This window comes from Streptomyces sp. NPDC097129, assembly GCF_055668065.1.
This window is the reverse complement of sequence record NZ_JBVOQE010000001.1, coordinates 1,190,062-1,207,407: the sequence shown is the minus strand read 5'-3', so window position 1 is coordinate 1,207,407 and position 17,346 is coordinate 1,190,062. Positions and strand designations below refer to the sequence as shown.

Here is a 17,346-nt window from a genome sequence, read left to right as displayed (position 1 = left end):
AGGCCTCGGGCGCGGGCACGGGCACGTCAGGCACGGATCCCCCTGGGGATGGTCAGCCGTCCGATCAGGACGTACGCGGCGTCGAACAGCAGGGCCAGGACGATGATCCCGAGGGTGCCCGCGAGCACCTGGTTGAGCGCGTTCTTGCTGCCCAGCGAGGCCAGCCCGCGGAAGATCTCGTTGCCGAGCCCGGGCCCGGAGGCGTAGGCGGCGATGGCGGCGATGCCCATCAGCATCTGCGTGGAGACCCGGATGCCGGTCAGGATCGGCGGCCACGCCAGCGGCAGCTCGACGCGCACCAGCCGTGCCGGCCGGGACATGCCGATGCCGCGCGCCGCGTCCACCAGCGCCGGATCGACCCCGCGCAGGCCGACGATCGCGTTGCGCACGACCGGCAGCAGCCCGTACAGGGTCAGCGTGATCACCGTGGGCGGCACGCCGAGCCCCACGACCGGGACCAGCAGACCGATCATGGCCAGGGAGGGGACGGTGAGGATGGTCGACGTGGTGAGCGTCGCCACGTTGCCCGCCCACTCGCTGCGATAGGTCGCGACGGCGATGAGCACGCCCAGCGCGGTCGCCAGCACCATGCACTGGAAGACGGCGCTGGCGTGCTGGTAGGCGTCGGTGAGCAACTGCTGATGGCGGTTGCCGAGGTACTCCCAGAAGTTCACCGGCCTCACCCCCGTCGGGTCACATGGTCCGTTCCCGGTCCTGCGCCGCCTGCTGCACCAGCGGGATGACCCGCAGCGGCACGGGGTTCTCCATCACGATCGCGGTGGAGGCCCGGACGATGCCATCAAAACCGACGACCCGGTCGATCACCCGCTGGAGATCGGCGTTGGAGCGGGCCACCAGCCGGCACAGCATGTCCCCGGTGCCGGTGGTGGTGTGCAGCTCCAGCACCTCCGGCACACTCGCCAAGTGGGCCCGGACGTCGGCGCCTTGGCCCTGCCGGATCTGCAGCGTGGCGAACGCGGTGACCGGGTAGCCGAGGGCCGCCGGATCCACCTCGGGACCGAATCCGCGGATGACTCCGTTCGACTGAAGCCGGTCCAGGCGCGCCTGCGCGGTCCCGCGCGCCACCCCGAGCCGCCGGGACATCTCCAGCACCCCGATCCGCGGTTCCTGTGCCAGCAGCACGATGATCCGGCCGTCCAGATGATCGATCGCCACAGCAGTTCCTCCCGGGGTGGGCATCCTGTACAGAAAGGCTGATGCTCCGGCCGTACGACTGAGCAGAATGCCCAGTGAATACGCAAACTATTGCGCACCTTGCAGGGCGGGGCCAGGCTTCGGCTATGACGCAGACCACACACCACACTCCCGACGCCGCCCGGCAGGCCGACCCCTTCCCGGTCAAGGGAATGGACGCGGTCGTCTTCGCCGTGGGCAACGCCAAGCAGGCCGCGCACTACTACTCCACCGCCTTCGGCATGAAGCTGGTCGCGTACTCCGGACCGGAGAACGGCAGCCGCGAGACCGCGTCCTACGTGCTGGAGAACGGCTCCGCCCGGTTCGTGTTCACCTCGGTGATCAAGCCCGCCACCGTCTGGGGCCACTTCCTCGCCCAGCACGTGGCCGAGCACGGCGACGGCGTCGTCGACCTCGCCATCGAGGTGCCGGACGCCCGCGCCGCCTACGCCTACGCCGTCGAGCAGGGCGCGAAGAGCGTCGCCGAGCCGTACGAGCTGAAGGACGAGCACGGCACGGTCGTCCTCGCCGCGATCGCCACCTACGGCCAGACCCGCCACACCCTCGTCGAGCGCTCCGGCTACGACGGCCCCTACCTGCCCGGCTACGCCGCCGCCAAGCCGATCGTCGAGCCGCCCGCGCAGCGCACCTTCCAGGCGATCGACCACTGCGTCGGCAACGTCGAACTCGGCAAGATGGACGAATGGGTGGCCTTCTACAACAAGGTCATGGGCTTCACGAACATGAAGGAGTTCGTGGGCGACGACATCGCCACCGAGTACTCGGCGCTGATGTCCAAGGTCGTGGCCGACGGCACGCTGAAGGTGAAGTTCCCGCTCAACGAGCCGGCGATCGCCAAGAAGAAGTCCCAGATCGACGAGTACCTGGAGTTCTACGGCGGCCCCGGCTGCCAGCACATCGCGCTGAACACGAACGACATCGTGGCCAGCGTGCGCACCATGCGCGCGGCCGGCGTGGAGTTCCTCGACACCCCGGACTCCTACTACGACACGCTGGGGGAGTGGGTCGGCGACACCCGCGTGCCCGTGGACACCCTGCGCGAGCTGAAGATCCTCGCCGACCGCGACGAGGACGGCTACCTGCTGCAGATCTTCACCAAGCCGGTCCAGGACAAGCCGACCGTGTTCTTCGAGATCATCGAACGGCACGGCTCCATGGGCTTCGGAAAGGGCAACTTCAAGGCCCTGTTCGAGGCGATCGAGCGGGAGCAGGAGAAGCGCGGGAATCTGTAGCCGGCGGTCCGCCCGGAGGTCAGCGCGGAACCTCGGCCTCCGGCGGCTCGCCCAGCGCCGTCAGCGCCGTCCGTGCCTCGCGGACGGCCAGCGGTGAGAAGTCCGGGTTGATCCGCAGCGCCTCCTGGAGGTGCCTGCGGGCGGGCCCTTCCTGCCCCAGGGCCTTCTCGATCATCCCGCGGTGATAGGCGTACGGGGCGCTGCGCACCGTGCCGCCGTGCTCCCGGTCCGTCGCGGTCGCCGCGTAGCGCAGCGCCTCCGCGTCCTGCCCCGCCCGGTGCAGCGCCCAGCCCAGCGCGTCGGCCACCTCGACGCCGGGCTGGCGCTGCCACTCGGTGCGCAGCAGCCGTACCGCCTGATCCGGGTCCCCGTGGTCCGCCTCCAGACGGCCCAGGACCAGCGTGTCGTCCACCCCGCCCCGCGCGTCCAGCCGGGCCCGCTCGCGCACCAGGTCGTAGTTCACCCGGGCCGGCTGCGCGAGCCCCAGCGACTCGTACAACTCGCCCAGCTCCAGCGCGTACTCGGGCAGCGGCTGCCGCTGAAGCGCCACCCGGTACGCGCTCAGCGCCTGCGAGGTGCGCCCCAGCGCGGCCAGCGCCCGCCCCTGCCCGGCCTGCGCCGCCCGCTGGTCCGGGTCCAGCCGCACCGCCTCCTCGAAGTGCCGCAGCGCCGCGTCCGGCTCTCCGCGCTCGAACGCCAGCCGCCCGGCCTGCTCCAGATACGCCGCCTGCTCGGCCGGATCCTGCGCGGCAGCCGCCGCGTCCGCCAGCGCCGCCGCCGCGTCCTCCCGCCGCCCCTGGTCCCGGTACGCGTCCGCGCTCCACGCCCGCACCCGCGGGCCGGAGGGCGCCGCCGCCAGCCGGTCCAGGGCGCCGCCGGCCGCCTTGTAGTCACCGAGCCCGGTGCACGCCTCGATCAGCGCCGGATACGCCGACCACCGCTTCGGCTGCGCCGTCAGCGCCTCCTCCGCGAAGCCGCGCGCCGCCCGGAAGTCCCGCCGCGCGTTCGCCAGCACCGCGAGCCCCTCCAGCGCCTCGGCGTTGCCCCGCCCCCGCACCGCCAGCGACGTGCGCAGCGCCCGCTCCGCCTTCGGGAACGTCCCGGCCGCGTCCGCCGTCCGCCGCCCCCGCTCCACGTACGCCGCGCCCAGCACCGCCCACGCCCGCGCGTCCTTGGGATGCGTGCGCACATACGCCTCCCGGTCGCCGATCAGGGCGTCCAGACCGGGCAGCGCCGCCGGCACCCCGGCGCGCACCGCGGCCTGCGCCTGCGCCCCCGGGGCCGGCGCCGGTGGCTGCCGGGCGGACTCACGGGCGGGCCACAGCGCCAGCGCCCCGCCGAGCACGAGGGAGGCGGCGAGCGAGGTGAGAAGGACCCGGACGGGCCACCGGCGACGCACCGGCGCGGCGGCTTCCACGGCACACTCCTGGTTCTCCATGACGTTCACTGTGCGTCGCCGCCCGGGCCGCCCCCGGGCATACGGCGGCCGCAGTACACGGGGTTCACACCGATGGCCCCGGGTGCGAACCTGTGATCATGAGCCGTATCGAAGCGCCCCGCGACGAGCAGACCGGCAACCTCGTCGACCGGCTGCGCGCCGCCCTGCCGGCCGAGGCGGTCGTCACCGACCCGGACGTCACGGCCTCCTACGCCCACGACATGGCGAGCTTCTGCCCGGCCGGCGCGCCCGCCGTCGTGGTCCTGCCGCGCACGGTCGAGCAGGTCCAGCACGTCATGCGCACCGCCACCGAGCTGCGCGTCCCGGTCGTCCCGCAGGGCGCCCGCACCGGTCTGTCCGGCGGCGCCAACGCCACCGACGGCTGCATCGCGCTGTCCCTGACCAGGATGGACCGCATCCTGGAGATCAACCCCGTCGACCGCGTCGCCGTCGTCGAACCGGGCGTGATCAACGCGGCGCTCTCCCGCGCGGTGAACGAACACGGCCTGTACTACCCGCCCGACCCCTCCAGCTGGGAGATGTGCACCGTCGGCGGGAACATCGGCACCGCCGCCGGCGGCCTGTGCTGCGTGAAGTACGGGGTGACCGCGGAGTACGTCCTCGGTCTCGACGTCGTCCTCGCCGACGGCCGCCTGATGTCCACCGGCCGGCGCACCGCCAAGGGCGTCGCCGGATACGACCTGACCCGGCTGTTCGTAGGCGCCGAGGGCTCCCTCGGCATCGTCGTCAAGGCCGTCCTCGCGCTCAAGCCGAAGCCGCCCGAGCAACTGGTGCTGGCGGCGGAGTTCGCCTCGGTGTCCGCCGCCTGCGACGCCGTCTGCACGATCATGGAGGCCGGGCACGTCCCGTCACTCCTCGAACTGATGGACTCGACGACCGTCCGGGCGGTCAACGACCTGGCCCACATGGGCCTGCCCGAGACCACCGAGGCCCTTCTGCTCGCCGCCTTCGACACCCCCGACCCGGCCGCCGACCTCGCCGCCGTCGGCGCGCTGTGCGAGGCGGCCGGCGCCACCCAGGTCGTCCCCGCCGACGACGCCGCCGAGTCCGAACTGCTGCTCCAGGCGCGCCGGTTGTCCCTGACGGCCCTGGAAGCGGTGAAGGGCACGACGATGATCGACGACGTGTGCGTGCCCCGCACCCGGCTCGGCGACATGCTCACCGGCGTCGAGCGCATCGCCGAGAAGTACGGCCTGACCATCGGCGTGTGCGCGCACGCCGGCGACGGCAACACCCACCCCACCGTCTGCTTCGACGCCGCCGACCCCGACGAGTCGCGGCGCGCCCGTGAGTCCTTCGACGAGATCATGGCCCTCGGCCTGGAACTGGGCGGCACGATCACCGGCGAGCACGGGGTAGGTGTGCTGAAGAAGGAGTGGCTGGCCCGGGAGATCGGTCCCGTGGGCGTGGAGATGCAGCGGGCCGTCAAGCAGGTCTTCGACCCGCTGGGCATCCTCAACCCCGGAAAGCTCTTCTGACCGCTCGTCCCCGGCGGCCGCTCTCACCGTGCGAGCAGCTGGTCGAGCGCGTCGTCGATCCCCAGCTGTTCGCCCTCGGTGCCCGGCGGCACCACCCGCAGCGTGCGCTCCAGCCACGCCGAGACCGGCGCGGCCGGCGCCTCGAGCAGGGCGTCGCCGTCCGGCGAGCTGAGCGCCATCAGGACGACGCTGTGCCCGTCGGACTTCGTCGGCCACACCCGCACGTCCCCGTGCCCGCACGGCCGGAACACGCCCTCCACCAGCAGCTCCCTGGCGAACGTCCAGTCCACCGGGTGGTCGGAGTTGATGTGGAAGGTGAGGTGGACGGCGTAGGGGTCGTCGGTGCGGTAGGCCAGGCGGGCCGGGACAGGGAGGGCACGCTCCGGCGACAGGACCAGCCGCAGCTCCAGTTCGCGCTCCACGACGGTGTGCGTCATTGACCTTCCTCTCGTGTCGGGGGCCCTGCGGTGGGCCCGCACGGGGGAGAGGGCGCCGGGCCGCGAGCATTACGCGGGTTCCGGGAATTTTTTCCCGGGAGGTGAAGGAAGGGGTACGGCGTTGCCCGGAAAGGGGTGGGTCCGGCGGGAGAGGCAGTGGCGCCGCCGCTCGTCTGATAGATGTGGAGGCCGTCATACGACCCCCTCGACAGATACGGGACGACGGACATGAGCGCCCCAACCCCGGCCCCCGGCGACGACCGGCCCCGCGAAGGCTATTACCCGGACCCGTCCATCCCCGGATACGTCCGGTACTGGAACGGTGCCGCCTGGGTACCGGGCACCAGCCGTCCGGCGCCGACGGACGGCGAACTGCTCACACCCCCACCGGGCGTCCGCCCGGCGGCCCCCGCGGTCGAGGAGACCGGCCCGCACTTCTTCGACGAGGACCCGCAGCCGGCACCGGCCGCCGGGGACCCGGGCACGACACCGCACGACGGCCCGGCGCCCGGCGGCACCGGACCGGCCGGCGGCGGCCATGGCGCCCTCGTGCAGGGGCCGGTGGCGAGCGGGGCCGGTGCCGGTGCCGGTGCCGTTCCGGGCGGCGCGGCTCAGGGCGGCGCCGGGCACGCCGGCGCGCACGTCGGTGGCGCGACGCCGGGGGGCGCCGCCCAGGGCGGTGCGGCTCAGGGCGGTGCGGCGCAAAGTGGCGCCGGGCAGGGCCTGGTTCAGGGCGGTGCCGGGCAGGGCTCGGTTCAGGGCGGGGCCGGGCACGGCGGTGCGGCTCAGGGCGGCTGGCCGGAGCCGGCGTCCTCGTGGGGCGCCGAGCGGTCCCAGCAGTCCGGCTTCGGCGGGGAACAGGACCGGCGCGTCTCGTGGGGCGCGGCACCGGGCGCCGACCCCCGCCTCCCGGCCGACAGCCGGCCGGCCCCCGGCCACACCGGGACGCCGGGCACGATCCCGGCCCCGGGTACGGCCCCGGCCCCGGGTACGGCCGGAACGCCGGGCACGGCCGGGACTGCGGGGGCCGTACCGGCTGCGGGTGACGTGCCGGCCGACGGCACGTTCGTCTTCCGGCGTCCGACCGGCGGGGCGGGCGCGGGCCAGGCTTCCCGGACTTCCCAGGGTTCCCCATCCTCCCCGGCGGCCTCCGCTGGCGGCGGCGCCCGGACCGGCGGGGGCCGCGGCGCCGACGAAGGAACGATCACCTTCCGAGCGGTCTCCCCCCGTGCAGGCACGCCTTCCACCCCGGCCGGCCAGGCCCCGCAGGCCGGCCCCACCCCGGCGGCACAGGGCCCCCAGGGTCCCCAGAGTGCTCAGGGCGCCGTCGGCGCGGCGGGCTTCGGCGCACCCGGGTCCGGCGTCGCCGCTGACCCGTCGGCCGGGACGCGGACGCCGGGCGGCGCCGCCGGAGCTGCGGCCACCCCGCCGTCCGGCCCCCAGCGGTCCACCCCCGCCTCGGCCGCGCCCGCGTCCGCCGCACCCGTCTCCACCGCCGCCGCCCCCGGCGTCCCGCACCAGGCCGCCGCACCCCAGCCCGCCCCCGCCGCACCGCAGCCCCTCCCCGGGCACCAGCCCACTCCCGGGCACCTGCCCACCGCAGGGCACCAGCCCACCCCCGGGCACCAGCCCGCCCCCACGCCGCTCACCACCGGTCCCGGTGGCGGGCAGGCCTCCTGGGCGCAGCAGGTGCACCATCTGGCCGGGGCCGCGGACGGCGAGCAGCCCGTGGCGCCCTGGAAGCCGCCCGTCGAGGACGTGTTCCAGGCCGCCGCCCGGTGTCAGGCGTCGGCGCGCCCCGCGAGCCTGGGCAAGCGGCTGGCCGCCCGGCTGATCGACACACTCGTGCTCGGCGCCGTCACCGCCACGGCCGCCGTACCCCTCGGGACGAAGGCCGCCGACCACATCAGCGAGAAGGTGGACGCGGCCCGGCTGTCCGGCCGCGAGGTCACCGTGTGGCTCCTGGACGGCACGACGGGCGTCTACCTCGCCATCGTGCTCGCGGTCCTGCTCGTGGCCGGCGTCCTCTACGAGGCGCTGCCCACCGCCCGCTGGGGCCGCACGCTCGGCAAGAAGCTGCTCGGCCTCGACGTGCGGGACATCGAGGGCCACGACGCCCCGTCGTTCGGCGCGGCGCTGCGCCGCTGGCTGGTCTACAGCGTCCCCGGCCTGCTCGCCGTGGGCGTGATCGGTGTCGTGTGGTGCCTGTTCGACCGCCCGTGGCACCAGTGCTGGCACGACAAGGCGGCGCACACGTTCGTCGCGGGCTGAGGGGGCGTCACCCCGGCGCCCGTTCCGCTACTCCGTCCGGCCGCCCGCCGGGTGCACGGCCCCCGGCTTCGCGGTCCACTCGGGCCATGAGCAGCGAACCGCCCCCCGGCTCCGGCCCGCCGCCCGACGACGACCCGTTCCGGAAGCAGCCCCCGCCCGGCCCCGGGCGGGGCTCGCCGTACGACAACCCGCCTCCGCCCGGCCCGGGGCAGGGCTCGCCGTACGACAGTCCCTACGGCGGTGGTCAGGCCCCGCCGCCTCCTGGCTCGCCCTACGGCGGGGGCGGCTACCTCGCCGATCCCCTCGCCGGTATGCCCCCGCTCGCCGACAGCGGCAAGCGCACGCTGGCGCGGATCATCGACATGATCCTCGTCGGCATCGTCGTCTGGCTGCTCTCCTGGGGCTTCGGCGTCAACGAGTACACGATGAACGACACGAAGCTCGAGGTCAGCAAGTCGATCGGCGAGTCCTTCGTCGCCGCCGTCCTCTACATCGCCTACGACACCTTCATGATCACCAGGTCGGGTCAGACGCTCGGCAAGAAGTGGCTGAACATGCGGGTCGCCAACCTCGACAACGGCCAGAACCCCTCGGTGCAGACGTCGCTGGTCCGGGCGGCCGTGCTGTGGATCCCGTTCGCCTTCTGCTGCGCCTGTATCTGGACGGCGGTCTGCGGCGGCTGGAGCTATTTCGACAAACCCTACAAACAGGGCCTGCACGACAAAGCGGCCAAGACGGTGGTCGTGTCCGCCCGCTGACCTCACGTCAGCGCAGTGCTCAGCGCACGGACGCCGTCGGCTGCCGCACCGCCTCCTCGGCGGCATCGGACGCCGGTGCCGCCCGGGAGGGCGTCGTGGTGGGCACGGTCACCGCGACGAGCAGCCCGAGCGCGAGGGCCGCGACGGCTATGAGCGCGATCGCCGGTCCCGAACTCGTCTGCGACAGCAGCAGCATGGCGAGGGTCGAGAAGATCACGGTGGTCGAACCGTAGACGAGCTGTGCGACGGTCGGACGAGGCATGGCAATCGTGTCCTCGGAAGCGGGGATGTGCTCGACTCTATTCGCGTGCATGCCCGACCGGAACGAACGGTAAGCGTGACCTGACCAACAGTGCCGGTGCACAAGGGGCGCACCGAGTCACCGCCGAAGCGTGGCGGAGCGACGACCGGGTGAGTGACCGGTGTTCGTAAAGCGAACCCCTCTTCCGCATAGTGCACTTGACTTGTTCAAGTCAAGATCTGTCTTTTCTCTCAAACCTCTAGTCAAATGTCGTCACTTGATTACACGCGTTGATCACCGCGCGCGGTCCCCCGCCATGACCAGGGCCCCCTTCCGCGTGCGCTCACGCGGGGGAGGAACTCAAGTGACCAGTAGATCCTGGATGTACCGAACGGCGGCGATCGGTGTCGCCCTCGCGGCGGCCTCCGCCGGTTTCACCACCTTCGCGGTGGCCGAGGCGGCCACGCCCGCCGGCGCCACCAGCGTGGACCGGCACGACCCGGCGCCGGCGAAGCAGCACAAGCACGACCTGGACGGCCCGCTGAGCAAGACCCAGGAAGCGCAGCGCCAGGAGGCGCTCGACCAGGTCATATCCGGCAAGGCCCAGGTGAAGGACAAGAACGGCTCCAAGGTCGTTCAGCTCAAGGGCCGCAAGGGCGACAGCAAGTACGTCGAGATGGGCCGCGAGAAGACCGACAAGATCTTCACCATCCTGGTGGAGTTCGGCGACCAGACGGACCCCAAGGCCGGTGGCACGCCCGGTCCGCTGCACAACACGATCGCGGCTCCCGACCGCACCAAGGACAACTCCACCGCCTGGCAGGCGGACTACAACCGCCGGCACTTCCAGGACCTGTACTTCGGCACCGGTAAGAACACCGAGTCGGTCAAGAAGTACTACGAGAAGCAGTCCTCGGGCCGCTACTCGGTCGACGGCGAGGTCTCCGACTGGGTCAAGGTGCCCTACAACGAGGCCCGCTACGGCAACAACGCCTGTGGCTCCACCAACTGCACCAGCGTGTGGAACGTCGTCCGCGACGGCCTGAACGCCTGGGTCGCGCAGCAGAAGGCGGCCGGCCGCACCGACGCCCAGATCAAGGCGGACGTCGCCCAGTTCGACCAGTGGGACCGCTACGACTACGACGGCGACGGCAACTTCAACGAGCCCGACGGCTACATCGACCACTTCCAGATCGTGCACGCCGGTGAGGACGAGTCCGCCGGCGGCGGCGCCCAGGGCACCGACGCGATCTGGGCGCACCGCTGGTACGCCTTCGGCACCGACGCCGGCGCCACCGGCCCCGCGAACAACAAGCTGGGCGGCGCGCAGATCGGTGACACCGGCCTCTGGGTCGGCGACTACACCATCCAGCCGGAGAACGGCGGCCTCGGCGTCTACGCCCACGAGTACGGCCACGACCTCGGCCTGCCCGACGAGTACGACACCGCGGGCGGCGAGAACTCCACCGGCTTCTGGACGCTGATGTCCTCCGGTTCCTGGCTGGGCCGCGGCGAGAACGCCATCGGCGACCTGCCGGGCGACATGAACGCCTGGGACAAGCTGCAGCTCGGCTGGCTCAACTACGACACCGCCAAGGCCGGCCAGCAGTCCAGCCACAAGCTGGGCGTCGCCGAGTACAACACCTGGAACAAGCAGGCGCTCGTCGTGAACCTGCCCGACAAGGCGGTCACCACCACCGTCGTCCAGCCCGCCCAGGGCAGCGCCCAGTGGTGGAGCGGCAGCGGCGACGACCTGAAGAACACGCTGACCCGCAGCGTCGACCTCACCGGCAAGACGTCCGCCGCCCTCACCCTGGACGGCTGGTACGACATCGAGGCGGGCTACGACTACCTCTACGCCGAGGTCTCCACCGACGGCGGCGCCAACTGGACCGCCCTCGACGGCACGGTGAACGGTCAGCCGATCCCGCGCGACGGCAGCGACAAGCCGGCCCTGACCGGTTCGGTCGACGGCTACAAGAAGCTGGCGTATCCGCTCGACGCCTACGCGGGCAAGAAGATCGACCTGCGCTTCCGCTACCAGACGGACGGCGGCGTCGCCCTCAAGGGCTTCGCGGCCGACGAGATCGCGGTGACCGCCGACGGCGCCACGCTGTTCTCCGACAACGCCGAGAGCGCGGACCCCGCGTGGACGGCGGCCGGCTTCTCCCGCATCGGCGCGTCCTTCACCAAGGACTACGCGCAGTACTACATCGCCGAGAACCGGCAGTACGTGTCGTACGACAAGACGCTGAAGACCGGTCCCTACAACTTCGGCTTCTCCACGACCCGTCCCGACTGGGTGGAGCACTACCCGTACCAGAACGGTCTGCTGATCTGGAAGTGGGACACCTCGCAGGCGGACAACAACACCAGCACCCACCCCGGCGCCGGCCTGATCCTGCCGATCGACTCCCACCCGGAGGCGCTGCGCTGGAAGGACGGCACGCTGATGCGCGGCCGCGTCCAGTCCTACGACGCGCCCTTCAGCCTGTACCCGACGGACGGCATCACGCTGCACAAGGCGGACGTCGCGACGAAGATCTGGCCGTCCTCGGGCGTCTCGGTCTTCAACGACCACGCCGCCACGTACTGGGACGCCTCGAACCCGGCGTCCGGTGTCAAGGTCACTGACACCAACACCCGGATCCGGATCGTCAAGGAGGCCAAGGACGGCTCCACGATCAACCTCCTGGTCGGCCCCGCGGTGAAGTAGTCACTGTTTCCGCAGGTCAGACGCGTATCGGCGGCAACCCCCTGGCGGGTTGCCGCCGATCGTGTTTAGGTGCGTGCTGTGACTGTCTTATTGACACCGGCGTCGACACCGGTGTCCACGCCGACCGGAACGGGGATGTGACCAGATGGCCGCAGGAGGTTTCTGCAAGCTGCCGAACGGCACGGTGGTGGTGGCGCTCAACCTGCCCAGCCCCGCCGGCGACGGCCCCGCCGGAGTGCGGGTCCTCGTCCACGCGCAGAACCGGGCCCGCGCCCTGACCCGGCTGCGCAACCTGGGGCTGCGGTCGGTCTACCTGCGCGGCAACGCGGCCCCGCCGACCCCGGACGAGATCACGGCCGTGCTGCACCACCCCGACGGCCTGGTGTGGCGCACCGCACCGGACAACGGTGTCAGCTCACCCGGCCTGGCGACCGAGCTGTGGCACCCGATCCGCTCCCTGCTGCGCCGCCCAACGCCCCAGACCTGAGGCCCGGGGTCCGGGGTCGGGGGTCCGGGGTCCGGGTCAGCCGCGGGCCACGACCGGCTTGCCGCTCAGTTCCACGCCCGCCCCGCGCATCTCCTCCAGCGCCCGGTCGGTGGTCTCCTGGGCCACCCCGGCGGTCAGGTCGAGGAGGACCTGGGTGCGGAAGCCCTCGCGCACCGCGTCCAGCGCGGTGGCCCGCACGCAGTGGTCCGTGGCGATCCCGACGACGTCCACCTCGTCGATCTCCCGGGCCCGCAGCCACTCGGCGAGCGGCACACCGTTCTCCTCGGCGCCCTCGAAGCCGCTGTAGGCGGCCGTGTAGGCGCCCTTGTCGAAGACGGCGTCGATCGCGCCGGAGGCGACGGCGGGCGCGAAGTTCGGGTGGAAGCCGACGCCCTCGGTGCCGGCGACACAGTGCGCCGGCCAGGAGCGGACGAAGTCGGGCTCGTCCGCGAAGTGCCCGCCGGGCGCGATGTGGTGGTCCCGGGTGGCCACCACGTGCCGGTAGCCGGCCGGCGCCTGACCGATCAGCTCGGTGATGGCGGCGGCGACGTCCGCACCCCCGGCCACCGCGAGGCTGCCCCCCTCGCAGAAGTCGTTCTGCACATCGACGACGATCAAGGCGCGACGCATGGTGTGGGTGTCCTTCGGCTATGGGGTCTGCGGTTTGTCACGACAGGGGCTGTCTACCCCCGCGCGGGCGCGGGCAGTCGTGCCGCCGGGGCCGGCCGGGCGTCCTGACCTACAGGTACTCCGTCGGCAGCACCGGCTCGCCGCGGGAGAGCTGCGTCGCGGACAGCGGCAGGTTCGCGCGCACCCGCGCGTGACGGTCCCGGGCGACATCGAGCGGCTCGCGCCCCACGACCTCGCCGCCCTTGACCAGCTCCACCAGCAGCTGCCGGTCCGCCAGCTCGGTCGGCACCGCCCCGGTGCCCACCACCTCGGCCTCCGCCACGCCGTACGCGTCCAGCCGCCGCGCGGCCCACTTGCGGCCGCCGATGGACGTCTTCCCGCCGGTGGACTTCTTCGCCACCGCCTTCAGCGGAGAGCGCGGATCGGTGGTCTCGGCCCGGGCGACCAGCTTGTACACCATGGCGGACGTCGGGTGCCCGGAACCGGTCACCAGCTGCGTGCCCACCCCGTACGCGTCCACCGGCGCCGCCGCCAGCGAGGCGATGGCGTACTCGTCGAGGTCCGACGTCACGATGATCTTCGTGTTCCGCGCGCCCAGCTCGTCCAGCTGCTGCCGCACCCGGTGCGCCACCAGCAGCAGATCACCGGAGTCGATGCGCACCGCGCCCAGCTCGGGCCCGGCGACCTCCACCGCGGTCCGTACGGCCTCGGCGACGTCGTAGGTGTCCACCAGCAGGGTCGTGTCGCGGCCCATGGAGTCCACCTGGGCCTGGAAGGCGTCCCGCTCGCGGTCGTGCAGCAGCGTGAAGGCGTGCGCGGAGGTGCCGACGGTGGGGATGTTGTAGCGGAAGCCGGCCGCCAGGTCGGAGGTGGACGCGAACCCGCCGACGTACGCGGCGCGCGCCGCGGCCACCGCGGACAGCTCGTGGGTGCGCCGGGCGCCCATCTCGATCAGCGGCCGCTCGCCCGCCGCCGCCGACATCCGGGACGCGGCCGCGGCGATCGCGGAGTCGTGGTTGAGGATCGACAGGATCACCGTCTCCAGCAGCACGCACTCGGCGAAGGTGCCCTCCACCCGCAGGATCGGCGACCCCGGGAAGTACACCTCGCCCTCGGGGTAGCCCCAGATGTCGCCGGTGAAGCGGTAGCCGGCGAGCCAGTCCAGCGTCTCGTCGTCGACGATGGAGCGCTCGCGCAGGAAGCCGAGCACGCCGGGGTCGAAGCGGAAGTTCTCCACCGCGTCCAGGACGCGTCCGGTGCCGGCGACGACGCCGTAGCGCCGTCCGTTCGGCAGCCGCCGGGTGAAGACCTCGAACACGCTCCGCCGCCCGGCCGTACCGCCCTTCAGGGCGGCCTGCACCATCGTCAGCTCGTACTGGTCCGTGAAGAGCGCCGTCGAGGGAACGTCCACCGGCAGCCCAAGGTCCGCTGTGTTCATGGAAGAGGATGCTACCCCCATTTCGTCACTCTGACGATTTAGGGTGAGTGTGATCTGGCGCCCACCTCTCCGGGTGATCCGCGCCCGCCCGCGAGTGATCTCCACCCGTCCCGAATCGCCCGCTCAGGGGGGCCGTTTGTGCGGGTGCCCACCTCAGGTGGCAGCATGGGCAGTGTGACGGCAGCCGCACCCATCGAGATCGAGAAGACCGAGTCGGCGGAAGAGGTGTCCGCCGTACCCGAGCCCGACGTCCCCTGGGTGACGATCGTCCACAACGACCCCGTCAACCTCATGAGCTATGTGACCTACGTCTTCCAGTCGTACTTCGGCTACTCCAAGGACAAGGCCACCAAGCTCATGCTCGACGTCCACCACAAGGGCAGGGCGGTCGTCTCCAGCGGGAGCCGCGAGGAGATGGAACGCGACGTACAGGCCATGCACGGCTACGGTCTGTGGGCCACCCTCCAGCAGGACCGGAAGTAGCGACCTCCTTCATGCCAGGAACCTTCGAAGCGCTCCCCGGCGGCGGCGCGGCCGTCGCCCTCGACGACGTCGAGATCTCGATCATCCGCTCCCTCGCGGTCCAGCTCCTGGAGCTGATCGGCCCGGGTCCGGCCGGGGACGCCCCGGCCGACCCGCTCGCCGAACTGTTCGCCGAGGGGCCGAGCGAGCCGCCGTCCGACCCGGTCCTCAAGCGTCTGTTCCCGGACGCGTACACCGACCCCGAGGAAACGCCGGCCGGTGCGCGGGACGCCGAGGAGCGCGCGGCGCACTCCGCGGAGTTCCGCCGCTACACCGAGAACGACCTGCGCGCCGGCAAGCGGGAGAACGCCCTCGCGGTGATCCGCTCCCTGGACGCGCTGACCTCCGCGGGCGACGGCGGCGCGGTCCTCGAACTCTCCCCCGGTCAGTCCCGGCAGTGGCTGGGCGCGCTGAACGATCTGCGCCTGGCCATCGGCTCCCGGCTGGAGATCACCGACGAGGACGACACCGATCTGCTCTACCGGCTGCCCGACGAGGACCCGCGCAAGCCGATGGTGATGGCGTACCTGTGGCTGGGCGGCCTCCAGGAGACCCTCGTCACCACCCTTATGCCCTGATCCGCCCCCGTCGGGTGTTCGCTCAGAGGACGCTCAAATCCGGATAACGATCCTGTGAAATCAACGCCCCCGTTCGCCCCTTTCGGGTGGCCTTTGTCCGGTTCTCCTTGTGTGATGCCTCACAGGGCACATCTGTGATCTCTGTTGCGGCCGTGATAAATCTTCACGACCGCCCGGCGAACACCACCCATGTTCAGCCGGGTGCGCCACCGAGCCGGCGACCGCCGGCCAGGCACGAGCAGGCGTGCAAAGCCCGCTCAGCTCCATTTCATCCGGGGGGATCGAGACCCGATCCGCGGCCTGACTCAAGGCCCGGGTCGGCATGGAGAAAGGCGCACCACACATGACCTCTGAGCAGGTCGACAAGGGGACCACCCCCGAGGAGGGGTACGAGCGCGGGCTCGGCAGCCGGCAGGTCCAGATGATCGCGATCGGCGGAGCCGTCGGCGTCGGTCTGTTCCTGGGAGCCGGGGCGAACATCGCCAAGGCCGGCCCCAGCCTCATCCTGATGTACGCCCTCGCGGGCCTGATCATCTTCTTCATCATGCGGGCGCTCGGCGAGCTCCTGCTCTACCGTCCGGTCTCCGGCTCCTTCGCGGAGTACTCGCGCGAATTCCTCGGCCCCTTCTTCGGCTACTTCACCGGCTGGACGTACTGGCTGATGTGGGTCGTCACCGGCATGGCCGAGCTGACGGCCGCGGCGATCTACGTCAACTACTGGTTCCCGGCCGTCCCGCAGTGGGTCACGGCGCTGGTCTTCCTGGTGATCCTCTTCGGCGTGAACCTGATCTCCGTGAAGCTCTTCGGTGAGCTGGAGTTCTGGTTCTCGATGGTCAAGGTCACCGCCCTCATCGGCATGATCGTCATCGGTCTCGGCGTCCTCACCCTCGGCTTCAGCCAGGCCGGCGACACCGCCTCCGTCTCCAACCTGTGGCAGTTCGACGGCTTCTTCCCCAAGGGCATCGGCTCGTCCCTGATGACCCTGCAGGGCGTGATGTTCGCCTACCTCGCCGTCGAGCTGGTCGGCGTCACCGCCGGTGAGTCGGAGAACCCGGAGAAGACCCTCCCCAAGGCGATCAACACCCTGCCGTGGCGCATCGCCCTGTTCTACGTCGGCGCGCTCAGCGTCATCCTGTGCGTGGTGAAGTGGACCGAGTTCGCCCCCGGGGTCAGCCCCTTCGTGAAGGCGTTCGCGGAGATCGGCATCCCGGCCGGTGCGGGCATCGTCAACTTCGTCGTGCTCACCGCCGCCCTGTCGTCCTGCAACTCCGGCATGTACTCCACGGGCCGCATGCTGCGCACCCTGGCCGACAACGGCGAGGCGCCCCGCGTCTTCCAGAAGCTGTCCTCCACCAAGACGCCGGCGCTCGGCATCACCGTCTCCGTCGCCTTCATGGCCATCGGCGTGGTGCTGAACTACATCGTCCCGGAGAAGGCCTTCGGCTACGTCACCTCAGTCGCCACCGCCGCCGGCATCTGGACCTGGCTGATGATCCTGGTCAGCCACGTGCTGTACCGCCGCGCGGTGGTCGCCGGCCGGCTGCCCGCCTCCGCCTTCCCGGCCCCGGGCGGCGCGAAGTGCTCGTACGTCGCCATCGTGTTCCTCCTCTTCGTCACCGGCCTGATCGCCTACGACAGCGAGTCGCGCATCTGCCTGTACGTGATGGCCGGCTGGGCGATCGCCCTCGGCATCGGCTGGGCCGTGCTCAAGGCGCGCAACCCGGAGGTCACCCAGCGCCGCGAGCCGGAGCTGGACCGGGTCGGCTGAGCCACCCCGGGACGTCCCGCCGCAAGGAGCTCTCGTGGCGCCCCGCTGCGGCCGCCGCTCAGGACGTCCGGCATCCGGGCCGTTCCGTACCAACCCTCGGTACGGAACGGCCCTTC

General features: G+C 71.7%; 16 protein-coding genes. 9 read left to right on the top strand and 7 right to left on the bottom strand.

The features are described 5' to 3' along the window. Nucleotides 1-26 precede the first annotated feature (26 nt). Nucleotides 27-674, bottom strand: coding sequence for an ABC transporter permease (locus tag AC0B9F_RS05440; RefSeq protein WP_471998889.1), 648 nt, complete (start codon nucleotides 672-674; stop codon nucleotides 27-29). Between the two features lie 19 nt (nucleotides 675-693). Next, complete coding sequence (locus AC0B9F_RS05435; RefSeq protein ID WP_471998888.1) at nucleotides 694-1,176, bottom strand: Lrp/AsnC family transcriptional regulator; 483 nt, start codon at nucleotides 1,174-1,176, stop codon at nucleotides 694-696. A 125-nt stretch (nucleotides 1,177-1,301) separates the two neighbouring features. Here AC0B9F_RS05435 and hppD point away from each other — a divergent pair, with 125 nt between their 5' ends. Then, nucleotides 1,302-2,447 (top strand): 4-hydroxyphenylpyruvate dioxygenase, encoded by a 1,146-nt coding sequence (gene hppD, locus AC0B9F_RS05430; RefSeq protein ID WP_471998887.1) that lies wholly within the window; start codon nucleotides 1,302-1,304, stop codon nucleotides 2,445-2,447. 19 nt (nucleotides 2,448-2,466) lie between these two features. On the opposite strand, the gene AC0B9F_RS05425 is transcribed toward hppD, so the two are convergent. Further along, nucleotides 2,467-3,885, bottom strand: coding sequence for a tetratricopeptide repeat protein (locus AC0B9F_RS05425; protein ID WP_471998886.1), 1,419 nt, complete (start codon nucleotides 3,883-3,885; stop codon nucleotides 2,467-2,469). Between the two features lie 92 nt (nucleotides 3,886-3,977). Between AC0B9F_RS05425 and AC0B9F_RS05420 the strand changes: the two genes are divergently transcribed. Next, nucleotides 3,978-5,384, top strand: a complete 1,407-nt coding sequence (locus tag AC0B9F_RS05420; protein WP_471998885.1) for an FAD-binding oxidoreductase — start codon at nucleotides 3,978-3,980, stop codon at nucleotides 5,382-5,384. 23 nt (nucleotides 5,385-5,407) lie between these two features. On the opposite strand, the gene AC0B9F_RS05415 is transcribed toward AC0B9F_RS05420, so the two are convergent. Then, a complete protein-coding gene (locus tag AC0B9F_RS05415; protein WP_471998884.1) occupies nucleotides 5,408-5,821 on the bottom strand; it encodes an SsgA family sporulation/cell division regulator in 414 nt (137 codons plus the stop codon). A 228-nt stretch (nucleotides 5,822-6,049) separates the two neighbouring features. On the opposite strand from AC0B9F_RS05415, the gene AC0B9F_RS05410 reads away from it, so the two are divergent. Together AC0B9F_RS05410 and AC0B9F_RS05405 are read left to right on the top strand one after the other, a co-directional pair. Next, nucleotides 6,050-8,092 carry an RDD family protein gene (locus AC0B9F_RS05410; RefSeq protein ID WP_471998883.1) on the top strand — a complete coding sequence of 681 codons (2,043 nt, stop codon included), beginning with the start codon at nucleotides 6,050-6,052 and terminating at the stop codon, nucleotides 8,090-8,092. An 86-nt stretch (nucleotides 8,093-8,178) separates the two neighbouring features. Further along, nucleotides 8,179-8,850: an RDD family protein gene (locus AC0B9F_RS05405; RefSeq protein ID WP_471998882.1), complete on the top strand. Its 672-nt coding sequence runs from the start codon at nucleotides 8,179-8,181 to the stop codon at nucleotides 8,848-8,850. A 19-nt stretch (nucleotides 8,851-8,869) separates the two neighbouring features. Here the strand turns inward: AC0B9F_RS05405 and AC0B9F_RS05400 are convergent, their stop codons facing one another. Further along, complete coding sequence (locus AC0B9F_RS05400; RefSeq protein ID WP_471998881.1) at nucleotides 8,870-9,112, bottom strand: hypothetical protein; 243 nt, start codon at nucleotides 9,110-9,112, stop codon at nucleotides 8,870-8,872. Nucleotides 9,113-9,455: 343 nt separating this feature from the next. On the opposite strand from AC0B9F_RS05400, the gene AC0B9F_RS05395 reads away from it, so the two are divergent. Then, nucleotides 9,456-11,807, top strand: a complete 2,352-nt coding sequence (locus AC0B9F_RS05395; protein WP_471998880.1) for an immune inhibitor A domain-containing protein — start codon at nucleotides 9,456-9,458, stop codon at nucleotides 11,805-11,807. Nucleotides 11,808-11,952: 145 nt separating this feature from the next. After that, nucleotides 11,953-12,294, top strand: coding sequence for a hypothetical protein (locus AC0B9F_RS05390; protein ID WP_471998879.1), 342 nt, complete (start codon nucleotides 11,953-11,955; stop codon nucleotides 12,292-12,294). A 36-nt stretch (nucleotides 12,295-12,330) separates the two neighbouring features. Here AC0B9F_RS05390 and AC0B9F_RS05385 read toward each other — a convergent pair whose 3' ends face one another. Continuing rightward, the gene (locus tag AC0B9F_RS05385) at nucleotides 12,331-12,924 is read right to left on the bottom strand and encodes a nicotinamidase (protein ID WP_471998878.1); all 594 of its coding nucleotides are present in this window, start codon (nucleotides 12,922-12,924) and stop codon (nucleotides 12,331-12,333) included. A 109-nt stretch (nucleotides 12,925-13,033) separates the two neighbouring features. Further along, the gene (locus tag AC0B9F_RS05380) at nucleotides 13,034-14,362 is read right to left on the bottom strand and encodes a nicotinate phosphoribosyltransferase (protein WP_471998877.1); all 1,329 of its coding nucleotides are present in this window, start codon (nucleotides 14,360-14,362) and stop codon (nucleotides 13,034-13,036) included. A 165-nt stretch (nucleotides 14,363-14,527) separates the two neighbouring features. Between AC0B9F_RS05380 and clpS the strand changes: the two genes are divergently transcribed. From clpS to AC0B9F_RS05365, 3 genes are all read left to right on the top strand, one after another. Further along, nucleotides 14,528-14,845, top strand: a complete 318-nt coding sequence (gene clpS, locus AC0B9F_RS05375; RefSeq protein ID WP_471998876.1) for an ATP-dependent Clp protease adapter ClpS — start codon at nucleotides 14,528-14,530, stop codon at nucleotides 14,843-14,845. An 11-nt stretch (nucleotides 14,846-14,856) separates the two neighbouring features. Beyond that, on the top strand, nucleotides 14,857-15,462 hold the full coding sequence (locus AC0B9F_RS05370; protein ID WP_471998875.1) for a DUF2017 domain-containing protein: 606 nt from the start codon (nucleotides 14,857-14,859) through the stop codon (nucleotides 15,460-15,462). A 343-nt stretch (nucleotides 15,463-15,805) separates the two neighbouring features. Further along, entirely contained in the window at nucleotides 15,806-17,230 is a 1,425-nt protein-coding gene (locus AC0B9F_RS05365) for an amino acid permease (protein WP_471998874.1), read from the top strand. The last annotated feature ends 116 nt before the right edge of the window (nucleotides 17,231-17,346 follow it).